Below are 13459 nucleotides of genomic sequence, written 5' to 3' on the forward strand. Positions count from 1 at the left end.
CGCGGGCCAAAACTGTGGGGGCGACCGGGCTCCCCGCTCAGTCGTCGGCTGGACTGGGCGGGGTCTCCGAGCGCTCGTCGGCGACTTCGACGAGCGGATTCGTGACGGTCCCGTGTGTCGCCGCGTGGGGCCGTCCCGGCGCGTCACCGTAGCCGGACTCGAACAACCGATTGCGGTTGAGCGTCAGCTTGGTGAACTCCGGCTGGAACAGGTCGAACAGCTCGAACCGGTCTTCGAGTTCGGGGAACGACGCCTGGTAGTCGTGGACGGTGGCCCGGGCGTGTCCCCAGAACTCGGTCTCGGGGTACCCCTCGTGGGTCGCGAGGATGTCGGCGACGTACCGGAGCACACAGACGAACAACCCACAGAAGACGAACTGACAGAGCCCCTCCGGTGGCTCCGTCCGGAGCACGTCCGACAGCTCGTCCGGAAGCGCGTCGAGCTCGTCGAGGGGCTGGTCGCTGACGTTCACGTCGTCGACGAAGTCCTTGACGCCGAGCCGGGACGGGAGACCGTCCTCGACGACGAGTATCGTGTTCTGTCCGTGCGGCGAGAACACCGTTCCGTAGCGATAGAGGAAGTGCAACAGCGGCGGGAGCACGGTGTCGAAGAAGGCGGCCACCCACTCGTCGGTGGTCGCCCCGGACTGCTCGACGAGACGGGCGATGTAGGGCCGGCCCTCCCCGTCGACGTGGAGCAGCGCAGCGAGCGTTATCGCCCGCTCGTCGTCTTCGAGGAACGTGTAGATGGACTCGCGCCAGATTGCGCCCAGCAGCTCGTGGTACTGGTAGGGCGAGCCGTCGATGTCGGTGAACTCCCCGTGGTCGTAGTTGATGCCGGCTATCTCGCCGGGCAGAATCAGGCCCTCGTCCTGCAGGAACTGGTCGTCTTCGTAGATGCCGTGGATGTACTCGGTGACGGTCGGCGCGACCTCCGTCCGTTCGCCGGGGAGCCCGCGCCAGACGAGCGTGTTGTGGATGCGCATCGGCACCTTCACGTGGTGTTTCGAGTCGTCGTCGACGTTGACGAACGTCCGGACCGACTGCTGTGGGAGGTACGCGTCGGGCCCCTCGCCCAGCGGGACGATGTCGTCGGCCGCGATGTCGCCGGGGAACAGCGGGACGATGCTGTTGTCCCACTGCCAGTCGTGGACGGGCACGAGATAGTAGGCGTCGGGGTCGAGCCCGCGGTCCGAGAGCCGGTCGCGGAACTGGTCGTAGGCCGCGCCGAGCTCCCCGCGGACGAGCGAGTCGTGGTCGACCGACTCGGTGCCGGCGAACGTGGCCTTTCGCTTCCGGACGGCGACCCACGACAGGGTGACGGGCTCTTTCTGTTCCGGGGCGTAGTCGCGGTAGTCGTCGTACCCCCAGCCCAGACGGCCCTTGTTGTAGGTTATCCACGGGTGGCCCGTCATCTCGCCTTCCAGACGGGCGTAGTCGAGGTCGAGCGGGTCGAACCCCTCGCGGTCGCGTCGCCGGGCCTCGATGTGGGCGTCGGCCAGCAGCGTCCGCCTGAACTCCCGGAGCAGGTTCCCCTCTGTGAGGCCGTCCAGGGCCGTCGACTCGCCGATGTCCCGGAGCAGGGTCGTCGGGTCCTCGACCGCCACCCAGCCGTCCTCGCCCCGCCGTTCGACGGTGTCGCCGTCGACGGAGAGGCTGTCGAGCAGCCGTTCGGTCGCGGTAAAGCGGTAGCTCGCCTCGCCGAGGTCGAACCGGTACCTGGCGGCGTCCTCGCCGGCGTCGACCTTCCGCGGCGTGAGTATCTCCTCGTAACTGAACTCCTCGACCATCTTCGTCAGGAGCCGTCTCTGGACGGTCCGCCAGACGTCCTCGTCGAGTGCGTCGCGCAGTCGGGTGTCGTGTGGATTCATTGCTGGGTGGGTTTCGGTGGCTGCTCCGGCCCGCGGCGCGAGGCCCCGGGCGCGTGGTTCAGGAACTGTTCGACGGCGAAGTCCTGGAAGACGGTGTCAGTGTCCTCGGGATAGCGGGTCTCGCCGAGCAGGCGGTTGACGAAGGTCGCGTTCCGGTCACAGCCGAGCCCGAGGTCCGGGACGCCGACGCCGTGAGTGTGGAGCTCCGCGTTCTGCAGGAACACGTCCCCGGCGACGTCGACGTCCAGCCGGTGGTCCGCGAGCACCTCGAAGCGGCCCCTGTCGTCCCAGTTGATACGCTCGGCCAGCGGGTCGAGAAACTCCGGGACCGGGCGTTCGTAGCCGGTGCCCAGCACGACGACCTCGCTCTCGTGGACGAACGACTCCTCGGCCTGCCACTGGTGGCAGTCCAGCGCGTAGGTGTCGTCGAGCGCCTCGATATCCCCCACCTCCGTCATCGCGAACAGTCCCACGTCGGGTTCGCGGTCGCCGATGGAGCGCCGGTAGAGCAGGTCGTATATCTCGGCGCTGGTCCCCGGATCCACTCCCTTGTAGAGGATGTCCTGATCGGGGATGAGCTCGTCTTTCCGCCCCTGTGGGAGGTCGTAGACGTAGCGCTCGTACTCCGGCGTGAAGTGCTGGAGCCCGAGCTTCGAGTACTCCATCGGGAAGAAGCCGTCCGAGCGGGTGAGCCAGTCCAGCCGGTAGTCGTGGTCGGCCTGGCGCTGAAGCAGGTCCTGGAACACTTCGGCGGCGCTCTGGCCCGACCCGACGACCGTCACCGACTCGGCGTCCAGAACGCGGTCCCGGCGGTGGCGGTATCTGGCGGTGTGGAACACGTCGCTGTCGGGGTGGCCCTGTAACGGCTCGGGAACCTGTGGCCGCGAACCGATACCGAGCGAGAGGTTTCGCGCCCGGTACTCGTCGCGTTCGTCGGTCCGCGGGTCGCGGGTCGTGACCACGAACTGGTCGGCGTCGTCGTCCCAGCGAACCGCAGTCACTTCCCGGCTGAACTGACAGCTGTCGAGCCGGTCCGTGACCCAGCGGAGGTAGTCGTCGTACTCCTTCCGGGGCGTCTGGAACGTCTCGTAGAAGTAGAACTCGTAGATGCGGCCGGTCTCCCGGAGGTAGTTGAGGTAGCTGTACGGGTTCGTCGGGTCCGCGAGCGTCACGAGGTCGGCCAGGAACGGGACCTCCAGCGTCGCGCCGTCGAGCAACATCCCCTCGTGCCAGTGGAACTCCGCGTCCCGTTCGAGGAACACGGCGTCGAGCGCCGCCTCGACACCGTCGAGGAGGGCTGCCAGTCCGAGGTTGAACGGCCCGATACCGACGCCGAGGACGTCGTGGACGGGCTCACTCATCGGCGGCCACCACCTGCGTGGGGCGGGCCGTCGGGTCGCCGACGACCTCGCGCTCGAAGCGGTCGCGGTCACAGACCAGCAGCGTCGCCTCCTTCTCGGCCTCGTCGAAGTAGAACTGGTCGCGTCGCTCGAAGCCACACTGCTCGAAGACGTGGACGACCCGGTCGTTGCGGGCGTCCGGTTCCGCGATGACCCGCTCGGTGTCGGGGTGTCGGAACTGCATGGCGACGACGGCCCGCAGCAGCGACGCGGCGTACCCCTGTCCGAGGTACTCCTCGGGGCCGATGAGCAGGTGGACGCCCTGGTCGCTGGGGTCGGCGTCGTAGTGGGCGGCCACGTCGTCCTCGGCGGCCCAGTAACACTCCCAGTAGCTCATCGGGACGTGGTCGAGACAGCCGACGTAGGGCGTCAGGTGGTCGTCTGCGAGCTTCGATTCGAGTTCCGCCCGGAACGCCGGCAGCGGCAGGTCGAGCTGCCAGTACGGTTTGACGTGGTCGCTCCCGAGCCAGGCGTGGAGCCGGCCGAGGTCGGAGAGACTCGCCTGACGGAGCGATATCTGTCGGTCGATACTGCGGTCGTAGGTCTGGTAGTCGTAGTCGGCCGCGACTGTCGCGTCTGGTCCTGTCATGTGTCGAGTGCGGTGACGAGCGGGTTGGTGACGTCCGTGTAGACGGACTGGTTCTCGATGTCGTTCTCCAGTTCGTCCAGCCCCCGGAACCGCGTCAGCAGGTTCGCCTTGCAGGGGACTGTGGGCGATTCGAGCAGCGGGGCAAGCAGCGTCGAGGAGTCGCGGTCGTACCGGTCGCGGGCGCGTTCCAGTTCGGTCCGGAGCACGCCGAGTAAGTCGCGTTCGTCGACCAGCCCGGCCGTCCCGAAGGCGTTGACCACGTCGATGGCGTTGTTCAGGATGACGTAGTAGCGGAGCCGCTCGTCGGCCACGCTGTCGGCACAGATGGTCTCCGCGCGCTCGCCGACGCCGGGCAGGTACGAGTCGACGTCGGGGTAGGGCGACTCGGGGAAGTAAAAGCCCTGATTGTCGCGGTAGCGGAACTCGCTGGGATACCCCTCGGCGTCGAGCGTCAGCACCGAGTTCTGCTGGTGGGCCTCGACGCCGACACCCTGGACGAGATAGAGCCAGAGGACCGGCCGCACGCTGATTTCGAGGTACTGCCGGAACCAGTCCCTGCTGACGGCCGCGGTGTCCCGCCCCTCCCGCGCAGCGATGTCCTCGACGAGCCGGCCCAGCCGTGACTGGCCCTCGATAGCGTCCTGGCACAGCGCGACGACGGGCGTCGAGCGGGTCGCGAGTTCGCCCCGGAACGGGTTGGTCCGCAGCGTCGTCTCCAGCCCGGATTCCTCGTCATCGCCCGCGTCGAGGGCGATATACGCCGGGTCGGGGACGATGTCGAACGCCGGGAACGCGTCGTCGAGCTCCCGGCCGAAGGCCGTATCGAGCAGCTCGGCCACCGCGACGCCGCGTTCGAGCTCCGCCCGCTTGTTCGTCCTGACGGAGTTCGTTATCGTCACCGACAGCGACGACTTCACCATGTACCGGGCGTCCTCGCTGTAGAGTGTCCGGACGGAGGTGGTCGGGGCGAACTCACGGCCGAACTGGCCGAGATAGGAGAGGTCGTCGCCGAGGTGGCGCTGGACGTGTGGCTGGTCGCGGAGGTAGTCCGCCTGCCACGGGTGGACGGGCAACAGCACGTCGTCGCCGAACTCGGCGAGGAGCCCCGCGCCGACCTCGGGGTCCTGCCCGAGCATGTCCTCGACGAGCGTCGGGGCCGAACGGGCCAGCGCGGAGCCGGTGGTCACGATGGACGGGTCGGCCGCGAAGAACGCGAGCGGGAACGACCCCCGCAGCTCCGGCGCGTAGGTCGACCGGTTCCGGTCGGCGATGCCCTGTCGGCTCTTGGGCGTCGGGTGCCGGTGGTGGCCGAAGACGAGCGCCTGCTCTGCGGCCCGGAACGAGGGCCAGGGGTCGGCCATCACGGGGTCGTCCGCACGGGCCGCGACGAAGGTCGCAGTGTTGTCCTTGCTCCGGAGGACGCGTTCGAGCAGGGCGTCGGGGACCGAGACGCCGTCACGGGACAGCGAGAGGTCGGTGATGACCATCGCGGCCAGCGTCGCGGTACTTGCCGGATAGGTGTCCCCGTCGGGGAGCCGATACCGAACGGGCGTCTCGAACAGGTGGCGCTCGGTGGGAGAGCGGTACCGCAGCGGGGCCAGCAACTCGATGTCCCGCGCCGGGAGCGTCGTCCGCAGGAGGCCGTCCGGCCCCGGGTCGACGCCGGCACGGGACTCTTCGCTGACCGTGTACTCGCCGGTCTCCCGCAGGTAGCAGTTCAGGAACGCGTGGACGGTCGCGTCGTCCGCGCGCCGCTCGGGGTCGACAGTCCGGCCGCGATGGTCGGTATCGAGGCTCATTCTACCACCTCCCGGCCGGCGGCGGCGCTGTCTGTCGCCGGCACTGCGTGGCAGGTCATTCTGCCACCTCCCGGCCGGCGGCGACGCTGTCTGTCGCCGGCACTGCGTGGCGGTTCATTCCGCCACCTCCCGGCCGGCGACGACCGACTCGGCACACTCGCGGATGATGTCGAGCATCGCGCCGACGTCGTCGAGCGTCGTCGTGGGGTTCAACAGGGTGAACTTCAGGCTGGTGACCCCGTCGACGGTGGTCCGGGCGACGATGGCCCGGCCGTCGGCAAGCAGCGCCTCGCGGGTCGCGGCGTTGATACGGCTCACCGTCTCGTCGGCCATCCCCTCCTCCGGTCGGTAGCGGAAGACGACGGCGTTGAGCGTCGGGTCGCCCAGCAGCTCGAAGTCCTCGGCGTTAGCGACCAGCGACGCGGCGTCCTCGGCCAGTTCGAGGGTGGACTCGATGAGAGTCGACAGCCCCTCCCGGCCGAGCGCCCGGAAGGTGAGATACGGCTTCAGGGCGTCGAAGCGGCGGGTGGTCTGCATCGACTTCCCGACGAGATTCGGGACGCCGGCGTCGTCGTGGGCCTCGGGGTTGAGATAGGCGGCGTTGCGGGCCATCCACTCGAAGGACGCCCGGTCGCGCAACAGCAAGGCCCCGCAGCTTATCGGCTGGTAGAACAGCTTGTGGAAGTCGACGGCGACGGAGTCCGCGCGGTCGATGCCGTCGAGCAGGTCACGCCTGTCGGTCACGGCGAGGGCGCCGCCGTAGGCCGCGTCGACGTGGAACCAGAGGGCCGCCTCGCGGGCACGGTCCGCGATATCGTCGAGTGGGTCGACGCTCCCGAAGTCGGTCGTCCCCGCCGTCGCGACCAGCGCGAACGGGGTGCCATCGACGTCGGCGAGGGTCGCATCGAGCGCGTCGAGGTCCATCCGGTGGCGCTCGTCGGTCGGGACCGTGACGACCGCGTCCTCCCCCAGTCCGAGGTGGTGGGCGGCCTGCTTGCCGGTGAAGTGGGCCTCCGCCGAACAGACGATGCGTAGCTCCTCGGCTTCGGGCGGGAGCCCGCGTTGCTGGACGTCCCGGCCGAACGCCCGGCTGCAAAAGCGGTCACGGGCGAGCAGGAGCGCCTGCACGTTCGACTGTGTCCCGCCGCTCGTGAACACGCCGTCGGCCATCGCCGGCAGGTCGAACAGCGAGCACAGCGCGGTGACGACCCGCTCTTCGATGACCGTCGCCGCGGGGGCCTGGTCGAAGGAGTCGAGCGACTGGTTGGTCGCGGCGAGCATCGACTCGGCGGCCAGCCCCGGAATTATCGGCGGACACTGGAGGTGGGCGACACAGTGGGGGTTCGAGGTCCCGACGGAGTGGGCGAGCACCGTCTCCGCGACCTCGTCGATGGCGCTCGCCAGCCCCGTCCCCGTCTCGGGGATGACCGGCTCGTCGAACTGGTCGGCGAGTTCCTCGGGGGAAAAGCCCGAGTAGGGGTCCTCGTCGTCGGCGAACGACGACAGGACGGCGTCGGTCGCCCGCCCCATCGCCGCCCGGTAGGCCGACTCGCCGGCCTCGCCGCCAAGGAACAGCTCCGCGCTGCTCATGCCGTCGCCTCCGGCCGGTCGGTCTCGGCCGCGACGGCCGCCACGGCCTCCTCGAAGATGGCGGCCACCTCGTCGGCCTGCTGGGCGGTCAGCACGAGCGGGGGGAGGAACCGGGCAGTGGCGCCGCCCCGGCCCCCGAGTTCGATGATGAGCCCGCGGTCGAAACACGCCGACTGGACGGCGGTCGCAAAGTCGCTGTGGGGGGCGTGGGGCCCGGCGCCCTGCCAATCGGCGGCGGGGTCGACGAACTCGACGCCGAGCATCAGCCCGCGGCCGCGCACGTCGCCGACGACCTCGAAGCGCTCGGCCGTGGCGGCAAGCTCCGACCGGAGGCGCGCGCCGACGGCGGCGGCGTGGTCGTCGAGGTCGTTGTCCAGCACGTACTCGATGGTGGCCTCGCCGGCCGCCATCGCCAGCTGGTTCCCCCGGAAGGTGCCGGCGTGGGCGCCGGGCTCCCAGACGTCGAGGGACTCGTCGTAGACGACGACGGCCAGCGGGAGGCCGCCGCCGACGGCCTTCGAGAGCGTCACCACGTCGGGCGTGATATCCGCGTGCTCGAAGGCGTAGAGCTCGCCGGTCCGTCCGAGCCCGGCCTGTATCTCGTCGAGGACGAGCGGGATGTCCCGCTCGCGGGTGATGCGACGGATTTCCCGCAGCCACTCGTCGGGAGCCGGCAGCGCGCCGCCCTCGCCCTGTACCGGTTCGAGTATCATCCCGGCGGGCTCGGTGATGCCGCTCTCGGGGTCGTCCAGCACGTTCTCGACGTACCGGCTGGCCGTCCGGTGGCCCTCACCGTCGGTCCCGAACGGACACCGGTAGTCGTAGGGGTACGGGAGGTGGTGGACGTCGTTCATCAGCCCCGGAATCGGCCCCTTGGCGTCCGTATCGCCCATCAGGGCGAGTGCCCCGCTCGTCATCCCGTGGTAGGCGCCCTGGAAACCCAGCACGCTCCGGTTGCCCGTCGCCGTCTTCACGAGTTTGAGCGCCGCCTCGACGGCGTCGGTCCCCGCCGGGCTACAGAACTGTATCTTCGCCCGGTCGCTGAACTCGTCGGGCAGGCTCGCAAACAGCGAGTCCACGAACCGCTCCTTGGCCGGCGTCGAGATGTCGAGGGTGTGGAGCGGTCGGTCGGCCTCGATGGCCGTCTCCATCGCCTCGACCACCGCGGGGTGGTTGTGGCCCAGCGCGAGCGTCCCCGCCCCGGCGAGACAGTCGTAGTACTCGTTGCCGTCCATATCGGTGACGACGACGCCGTCGGCCTCGCGTATCGCGAGTGGGAGATATCGCGGATAGGTCCGGGCGCTCGACTCCCGACTGGCCTGCTGGGAGAGTATCGCGCGATTGCTCTGGTAGCTCACGCCGGCCCACCTCCGGCGGCTGTGACCCGATACACCGGTTCTGTCGTGCTTGTCCGAGACATGCGATTTTAGGCTAGCCTAAAAATTATTTAAATTTAACGGACAGGTGTGTAATCTGGTACGTTAGCCGTCGCTCCCGGTGTCGCGAATCCGTCGCCGGTGCCAATCCGGGACGGTGTCCGGCTCCTGTGGCCGTGTTTTGTTCGGGCCGTCGCGTGCTTCAGTTCATCTTTGGCCTGCCTAAAAAATCATATACCTAACTACCAGTCCGTTGCCTGATAGGTAAAGCGACGACACCGCGGCGCCAGCGGTGTGGGCGGTCGGCACGGACGAGAGCGCGGTACTTTTGGGCGGGGGCCGACTCCTCTCAGGCATGAGCAACCACGCCGAGTTTCTGGCGGGCGAGCGCGTCGACGACGTCCTCTTTTTCCTCCACGAGGACGCCGTCTCGAACCCCGAAGCGCTGGCCGACTACGCCGACCGCGTCGACGACGGGCAAGTCCTGGTCCTGCCGGGCGACCGGGGCCGCAGCGCCTTCCAGTCCGCGACCGGCATCGACCCGATGGGGCTGGCCCAGCAGGCCATGAAGACCGAGGGCGAGGTCCACGACGACTGCACCGACGCGAACTGTCCCGTCGCCGAGGAAGAGCCCGAGGCAAACCACACGACGAAGTTCGTCTTCGCCTTCGCCGAGGCACAGAACGAGGAGGTCGGCGGCATGTACGCCGAGGGCGACGTCATCCACGCCTACGCCGTCTGTGCCTGCGGCGAGCGGTACTCCGATAAGTGGGTCGTCGAGGTGTGACGAGTCCCACCGTCGACCGTCGGCACGCTGCAGGACGGTCGACAGCGGTCAGAACAGACCGACGACACCGAGCAGCAGGAGCACCAGCCCGAGCGCGACGAGCAGCTGGCCGCGGAGTTGAATCGACCGACGCGCCTGTGCCGCCGCGGCCTCGGGGTCCGATTCGATAGTGGCGGGCGACGCCCATCCCATGCCGAAACGGTCCGGGTAGTAGACGCCGATACCGCCGAGTACGACGAAGAAGACCCCGAACAGTATCGCCGCCCCAGCGCCTGCCATGGGCGTTCGGTCGGCCCGTCACCACTTACCCGTAGTGGTCCCGGAACGGTACTTGCTACCGTTCCGTGTCGACACCGTCGCGATGGGCACCGTCGTCCCGCCGCCGAGCGAGTAACACGGGTTCAGCCAGCCTGACGAGCAACGCCTTCGGCAGACCGGTCAACACGCTCCCGTCGTGGCGGTACGGCACGGCGACCTCCTCGCGCGTGACGCCGTGTCGGAGATGCTGGACGCCGTCGAGGAGGAACCAGCCGCCACAGAGGGCAAAGCCCGCGGCGAGCCACCACGACCCGCCCAACGAGACCAGGTATCCCGTGGCGACCAGAACCAGGAACCCCAACAGGACGTTGTCCGCGTAGTCGCCGACGACGGCGCCGGCGAGGTCGGCCGATAGTTTCAGTGCGAGGAACCCGGCGGCCGACCCAGCGGCGTAGCCGAGCGAGCCGTCGACGACATAGATGGTCACGCCGACGAGCAGGGCCGTGACGACGTTACCGGTGACATCGAGGTCGTCGGGAACAAGCCGGGGGAGGGCTGGTGACATCAGCTTTCGTGTCGGAGACCGGACGTATCAGCGTTGCGGACCCCGAGGCCGGCCACCGACGCCGTACGGGTTCGCGTCGCTCACCGTTCCAGTTCGAGACGCGCGCCGCTCGCTACTCCTCGTCTTCCTCCTCGGGCAGCCGCTTGAACGCGTCGACGATAGCCTGTTTCGCAACCGCACCCTGTGTGGTCCAGTGGTGGGCGTAGTCCATCATGTCGTCGTAGATGTCGGGCTTGCAGCCGGCGGCCTTGGGGTGGCCGCCGCCGTTGACCTGCCGGGCGACCTCGTGGGCGCGCTCGAAGTCGTCGGTGCCACGAATCGAGGCCGAGCCGGCGGGCTTGACGATGACGGCGGCGTCGGCGCCCCGCTCGCGCAGCGCCTCGGCGACCTCGTTTTGCGAGCAGCGGCCGTAGGTGACGCCGACGGTCCACTCGCCGACCTCGCGCAGCTCCGCGCGCTCGACGGCCTTCTCGATGAGGGCCTCCTTCTCGACGCGCTTCTCCGCGAGGAACTCCCTGACTTCCGGCGAGAGGTCCGGCCCGTGCTCGGCGACGGCCTCGATGTACTCCTCGGGTTCGGCCCAGTAGGAGAAGTCGGCGAGGTCGTCGCTGCGCTCGTCGTCGCGAATCCAGAGGTCGTGGTCCCGCGTGACGGCGGCCAGTTGTGCCCACTGCTCGCCGAACTCGTGGTCGAGCTGTTCGAGGGCCACGTCGGCGGTACAGACCTCCTCGGAGTCGCCCACGGTTCGGGAAACGCCCGACTCGTCGACGAGCGCGCCGAGGTCGTCGTCCCACTGGTGGTGGTCGAACCACGTGACAGCGTCGACGTGGTCGACCAGGTCCGCGAGCGCGCCCAGGTCGTCCTCGCTGTCGGGACAGAGGTCACAGACGAACACCGCCGCGTCGGGCTCTGCGTACTCGGCGGCCCAGGCGAGCGCTTCCTGGAGGTTGTGCGGCCCGGCGGGCAGGAGTGCCCCGGCACCGTGGGCTTCGCGAACGAGCGCCGTACAGGCCAGCCCGTCGGCGTCCGGGTCGGCGATGACCACGACGCCCGCGCCGGTGAGCGTCTCGGCGGCCTCCGCCTCGCGCTGTTCCTCCTCGAACGAATCCGGATAGAAAAAGCCCTCACCGGGGAGCACTGATTTGCGGCCGATAGAGAGACGGTCGTCGTCGATGAGCCAGTCGTCCATGCCCGCATGTGCCAGTCAGCGGCAATGAACCCGGCGGTCCGGATTTCGCCACGCGAAATCCGGGGCACGGTGACCCGTGGGCGCGTCAGTCGCAGCGGCTCAGACCTCCTGGCGCTCGGGGTTGGCCTCGCCTTCGAGCTGGCGGACCGACAGCACCGGCATCGGCGCGTGGCGGACGATTTCCTCGGCGACGCTGCCGAGCAAGAACCCGTGGTCGCCGTGGCGGCCCCGGGTCCCGGTCGCGATGAGGTCGGCGTCCACGTCCTCGGCGTAGGTGCGTATCTCGTCGGCCGGATCGCCGTGGCGAACCGCCGTGACCACGTCGCCGTCGCCGTCGGCCTGGGCCGCCTCCCGGACGAAGGTGAGCGCGCGACCGCCGGTCGTCGCGAGGGCCCGCTCCAGTACGTCGCGGACATCGTCGGGCGTGGACTCGACTTCACCTTCGTCGACGACGTACAGCGCGTGGACGGTCGCGTCGAACTTCGCGGCGAGGTCGAGGGCGGCTTCGACGGCGCGCTGTGCGCTGCCCGAGCCGTCCGTCGCGATGACCACCGTGTCGAACATACGCCATGCTGGGCGGGCGACGCTCAAAAAGGCCACCCATCATCGCCCGCACCGAAAGCGATGGGTGGCTTTTTGCCGGGCGCGGTCACAGACAGTGGTGATGGACATCGACCTCGTGCTCGTCCCGGTCGACGGGAGCGACCGGTCAGAGCAAGCAGCGGCGTACGCGACCGCCATCGCCGAGCGGTACGACGCCGGCCTCCACCTCTTGTTCGTGCTGGACGAACGACTGCGACGGGACCTCGATAAGGGGACTGTCGACGCGGAGTCGGTCGCACAGGACCACCGGGAGTTCACGCGACGGGTCCGCGAGCGGTCCCACGAACTGGGCCACGACGTGACGCTCGACACCTCGACGGCGACGGCGTTCTCGCAGAAACGGCTGCTACAAAATCCCGGGAGCGTCGTGCTCGACGTGGCCGAAGATATCGACGCGGAGTTCCTCGTCATCCCGCGGGCCGCGAGCAGCGACGACGCCGTCGGCCGGGCCGCCCTCTACGTGCTCGAATACGCCAGTCAGCCGGTGCTGTCGGTCTAGAGTCGGATACTCATCTCTATCTCGAAGCTCTCGGCGCTGGTCGTCTCGAACCCGACCTTCTTGTACAGCGCGACCGCGGGGTCGTTCCACCGCTCGACGGTCAGCCACACCTTCTCCAGCCCCCGCGACTGACCGAGCCCCAGCAGCGCCTCGACGAGGTGGGTGCCGATACCGGCGCCCTGGAACGCCTGCAGGACGAAGATAGCGAGCTCGTGTTCGCCGTGGCGGTCCGGGACCAGCGTCGCGTGGCCGACGACGCTCCCCTGGTGGACCGCGACGACGTTCAGCGTCTCCTCGCTCAGAATCGTGTCGAGCCAGTCGTCGATGGCCGCCTCCCGTGCCGGCGGAATCCCCTGGGCCCGGTCGGCCGGGTCGAACGAGAGGTACATCTCCAGAACGCTCTCGCGGTCGGCCGCGTCGGCGGCCGCTAGCTCCACCTCGCGGCCCTCGCGGTCGGTGACGGTCCAGGGCGGTCGCGGGAAGTCGTCGGCCGGTTCGTCCGGATACTCGCGTGTCATCGGATGAGAGTCACCGGGGTCTGGGAGTTCAACAGGACGAACTCGACGATGGAACCGAGCTGTATCTTCCCGAGCGTCGAGCGCTCGCCGCCGCCCAGAACGATGCGGTCGAACTCCTCGTTTTCGGCCAGCGCGATGAGTTCGCTCCCCGGCGAACCACCGTCGAGACGGCGTATCGGCGCCTCGAAGTCGGCTTCGGCGAGTGTCTCCTCGACCCGTTCCTGAATCTCGTCGGTGTCGGCGCTGACCTCTTCGTTGTGGAAGATAGCGACGGTCACGTCGTCGCCGGTCTCCTGTGCGCGGTCGATGGTCTCCTCCAGCGCGTGATACGACAGCTCACTCCCCCCAACACCGAGTAGAATGTCCATGTATGGCCATCAGCGTCATCGGTCAAAAAGCCACATGACGCTTAGGAG

14 protein-coding genes are annotated in these 13459 nt (G+C 68.7%); 2 read left to right on the forward strand and 12 right to left on the reverse strand.

Annotated features, from left to right (window positions below):
- Window positions 1-37: 37 nt before the first annotated feature.
- From NDI56_RS19700 to NDI56_RS19725, 6 genes are all read right to left on the reverse strand, one after another.
- The gene (locus tag NDI56_RS19700; protein WP_310921511.1) at window positions 38-1870 is read right to left on the reverse strand and encodes an IucA/IucC family protein; all 1833 of its coding nucleotides are present in this window, start codon (window positions 1868-1870) and stop codon (window positions 38-40) included.
- Complete coding sequence (locus tag NDI56_RS19705; protein ID WP_310921512.1) at window positions 1867-3231, reverse strand: lysine N(6)-hydroxylase/L-ornithine N(5)-oxygenase family protein; 1365 nt, start codon at window positions 3229-3231, stop codon at window positions 1867-1869. Before NDI56_RS19705 ends, NDI56_RS19700 begins: the two co-directional genes overlap by 4 nt.
- Window positions 3224-3859 carry a GNAT family N-acetyltransferase gene (locus NDI56_RS19710; RefSeq protein WP_310921513.1) on the reverse strand — a complete coding sequence of 212 codons (636 nt, stop codon included), beginning with the start codon at window positions 3857-3859 and terminating at the stop codon, window positions 3224-3226. The genes NDI56_RS19705 and NDI56_RS19710 overlap by 8 nt, the downstream gene beginning before the upstream one ends.
- Entirely contained in the window at window positions 3856-5658 is a 1803-nt protein-coding gene (locus NDI56_RS19715) for an IucA/IucC family protein (protein ID WP_310921514.1), read from the reverse strand. The genes NDI56_RS19710 and NDI56_RS19715 overlap by 4 nt, the downstream gene beginning before the upstream one ends.
- Window positions 5659-5772: 114 nt before the next feature.
- Window positions 5773-7248: a pyridoxal phosphate-dependent decarboxylase family protein gene (locus NDI56_RS19720; protein WP_310921516.1), complete on the reverse strand. Its 1476-nt coding sequence runs from the start codon at window positions 7246-7248 to the stop codon at window positions 5773-5775.
- Entirely contained in the window at window positions 7245-8606 is a 1362-nt protein-coding gene (locus tag NDI56_RS19725) for a diaminobutyrate--2-oxoglutarate transaminase (RefSeq protein ID WP_310921517.1), read from the reverse strand. The genes NDI56_RS19720 and NDI56_RS19725 overlap by 4 nt, the downstream gene beginning before the upstream one ends.
- Window positions 8607-8979: 373 nt before the next feature.
- On the opposite strand from NDI56_RS19725, the gene NDI56_RS19730 reads away from it, so the two are divergent.
- Window positions 8980-9411 (forward strand): DUF5807 family protein, encoded by a 432-nt coding sequence (locus tag NDI56_RS19730; RefSeq protein ID WP_310921518.1) that lies wholly within the window; start codon window positions 8980-8982, stop codon window positions 9409-9411.
- 48 nt (window positions 9412-9459) lie between these two features.
- On the opposite strand, the gene NDI56_RS19735 is transcribed toward NDI56_RS19730, so the two are convergent.
- The 4 genes from NDI56_RS19735 to NDI56_RS19750 all read right to left on the reverse strand — a co-directional run bounded on the left by NDI56_RS19735 (window position 9460) and on the right by NDI56_RS19750 (window position 11987).
- A complete protein-coding gene (locus NDI56_RS19735; protein WP_310921519.1) occupies window positions 9460-9690 on the reverse strand; it encodes a hypothetical protein in 231 nt (76 codons plus the stop codon).
- Window positions 9691-9745: 55 nt separating this feature from the next.
- Window positions 9746-10234: a hypothetical protein gene (locus NDI56_RS19740; protein WP_310921520.1), complete on the reverse strand. Its 489-nt coding sequence runs from the start codon at window positions 10232-10234 to the stop codon at window positions 9746-9748.
- 112 nt (window positions 10235-10346) lie between these two features.
- The gene (locus NDI56_RS19745) at window positions 10347-11423 is read right to left on the reverse strand and encodes a DHH family phosphoesterase (RefSeq protein WP_310921521.1); all 1077 of its coding nucleotides are present in this window, start codon (window positions 11421-11423) and stop codon (window positions 10347-10349) included.
- Between the two features lie 99 nt (window positions 11424-11522).
- A complete protein-coding gene (locus tag NDI56_RS19750; RefSeq protein WP_310921522.1) occupies window positions 11523-11987 on the reverse strand; it encodes a universal stress protein in 465 nt (154 codons plus the stop codon).
- 100 nt (window positions 11988-12087) lie between these two features.
- Between NDI56_RS19750 and NDI56_RS19755 the strand changes: the two genes are divergently transcribed.
- On the forward strand, window positions 12088-12525 hold the full coding sequence (locus NDI56_RS19755) for a universal stress protein (RefSeq protein ID WP_310921523.1): 438 nt from the start codon (window positions 12088-12090) through the stop codon (window positions 12523-12525).
- On the opposite strand, the gene NDI56_RS19760 is transcribed toward NDI56_RS19755, so the two are convergent.
- Together NDI56_RS19760 and NDI56_RS19765 are read right to left on the reverse strand one after the other, a co-directional pair.
- Window positions 12522-13043, reverse strand: coding sequence for a GNAT family N-acetyltransferase (locus NDI56_RS19760; RefSeq protein WP_310921524.1), 522 nt, complete (start codon window positions 13041-13043; stop codon window positions 12522-12524). The two genes, NDI56_RS19755 and NDI56_RS19760, sit on opposite strands and share 4 nt — an antisense overlap.
- A complete protein-coding gene (locus tag NDI56_RS19765; RefSeq protein ID WP_310921525.1) occupies window positions 13040-13411 on the reverse strand; it encodes a universal stress protein in 372 nt (123 codons plus the stop codon). The genes NDI56_RS19760 and NDI56_RS19765 overlap by 4 nt, the downstream gene beginning before the upstream one ends.
- Between the last annotated feature and the right edge of the window lie 48 nt (window positions 13412-13459).

The organism is Halomicroarcula saliterrae (genome assembly GCF_031624395.1).
In the GTDB taxonomy this organism is placed as follows: Archaea; Halobacteriota; Halobacteria; order Halobacteriales; family Haloarculaceae; genus Haloarcula; species Haloarcula saliterrae.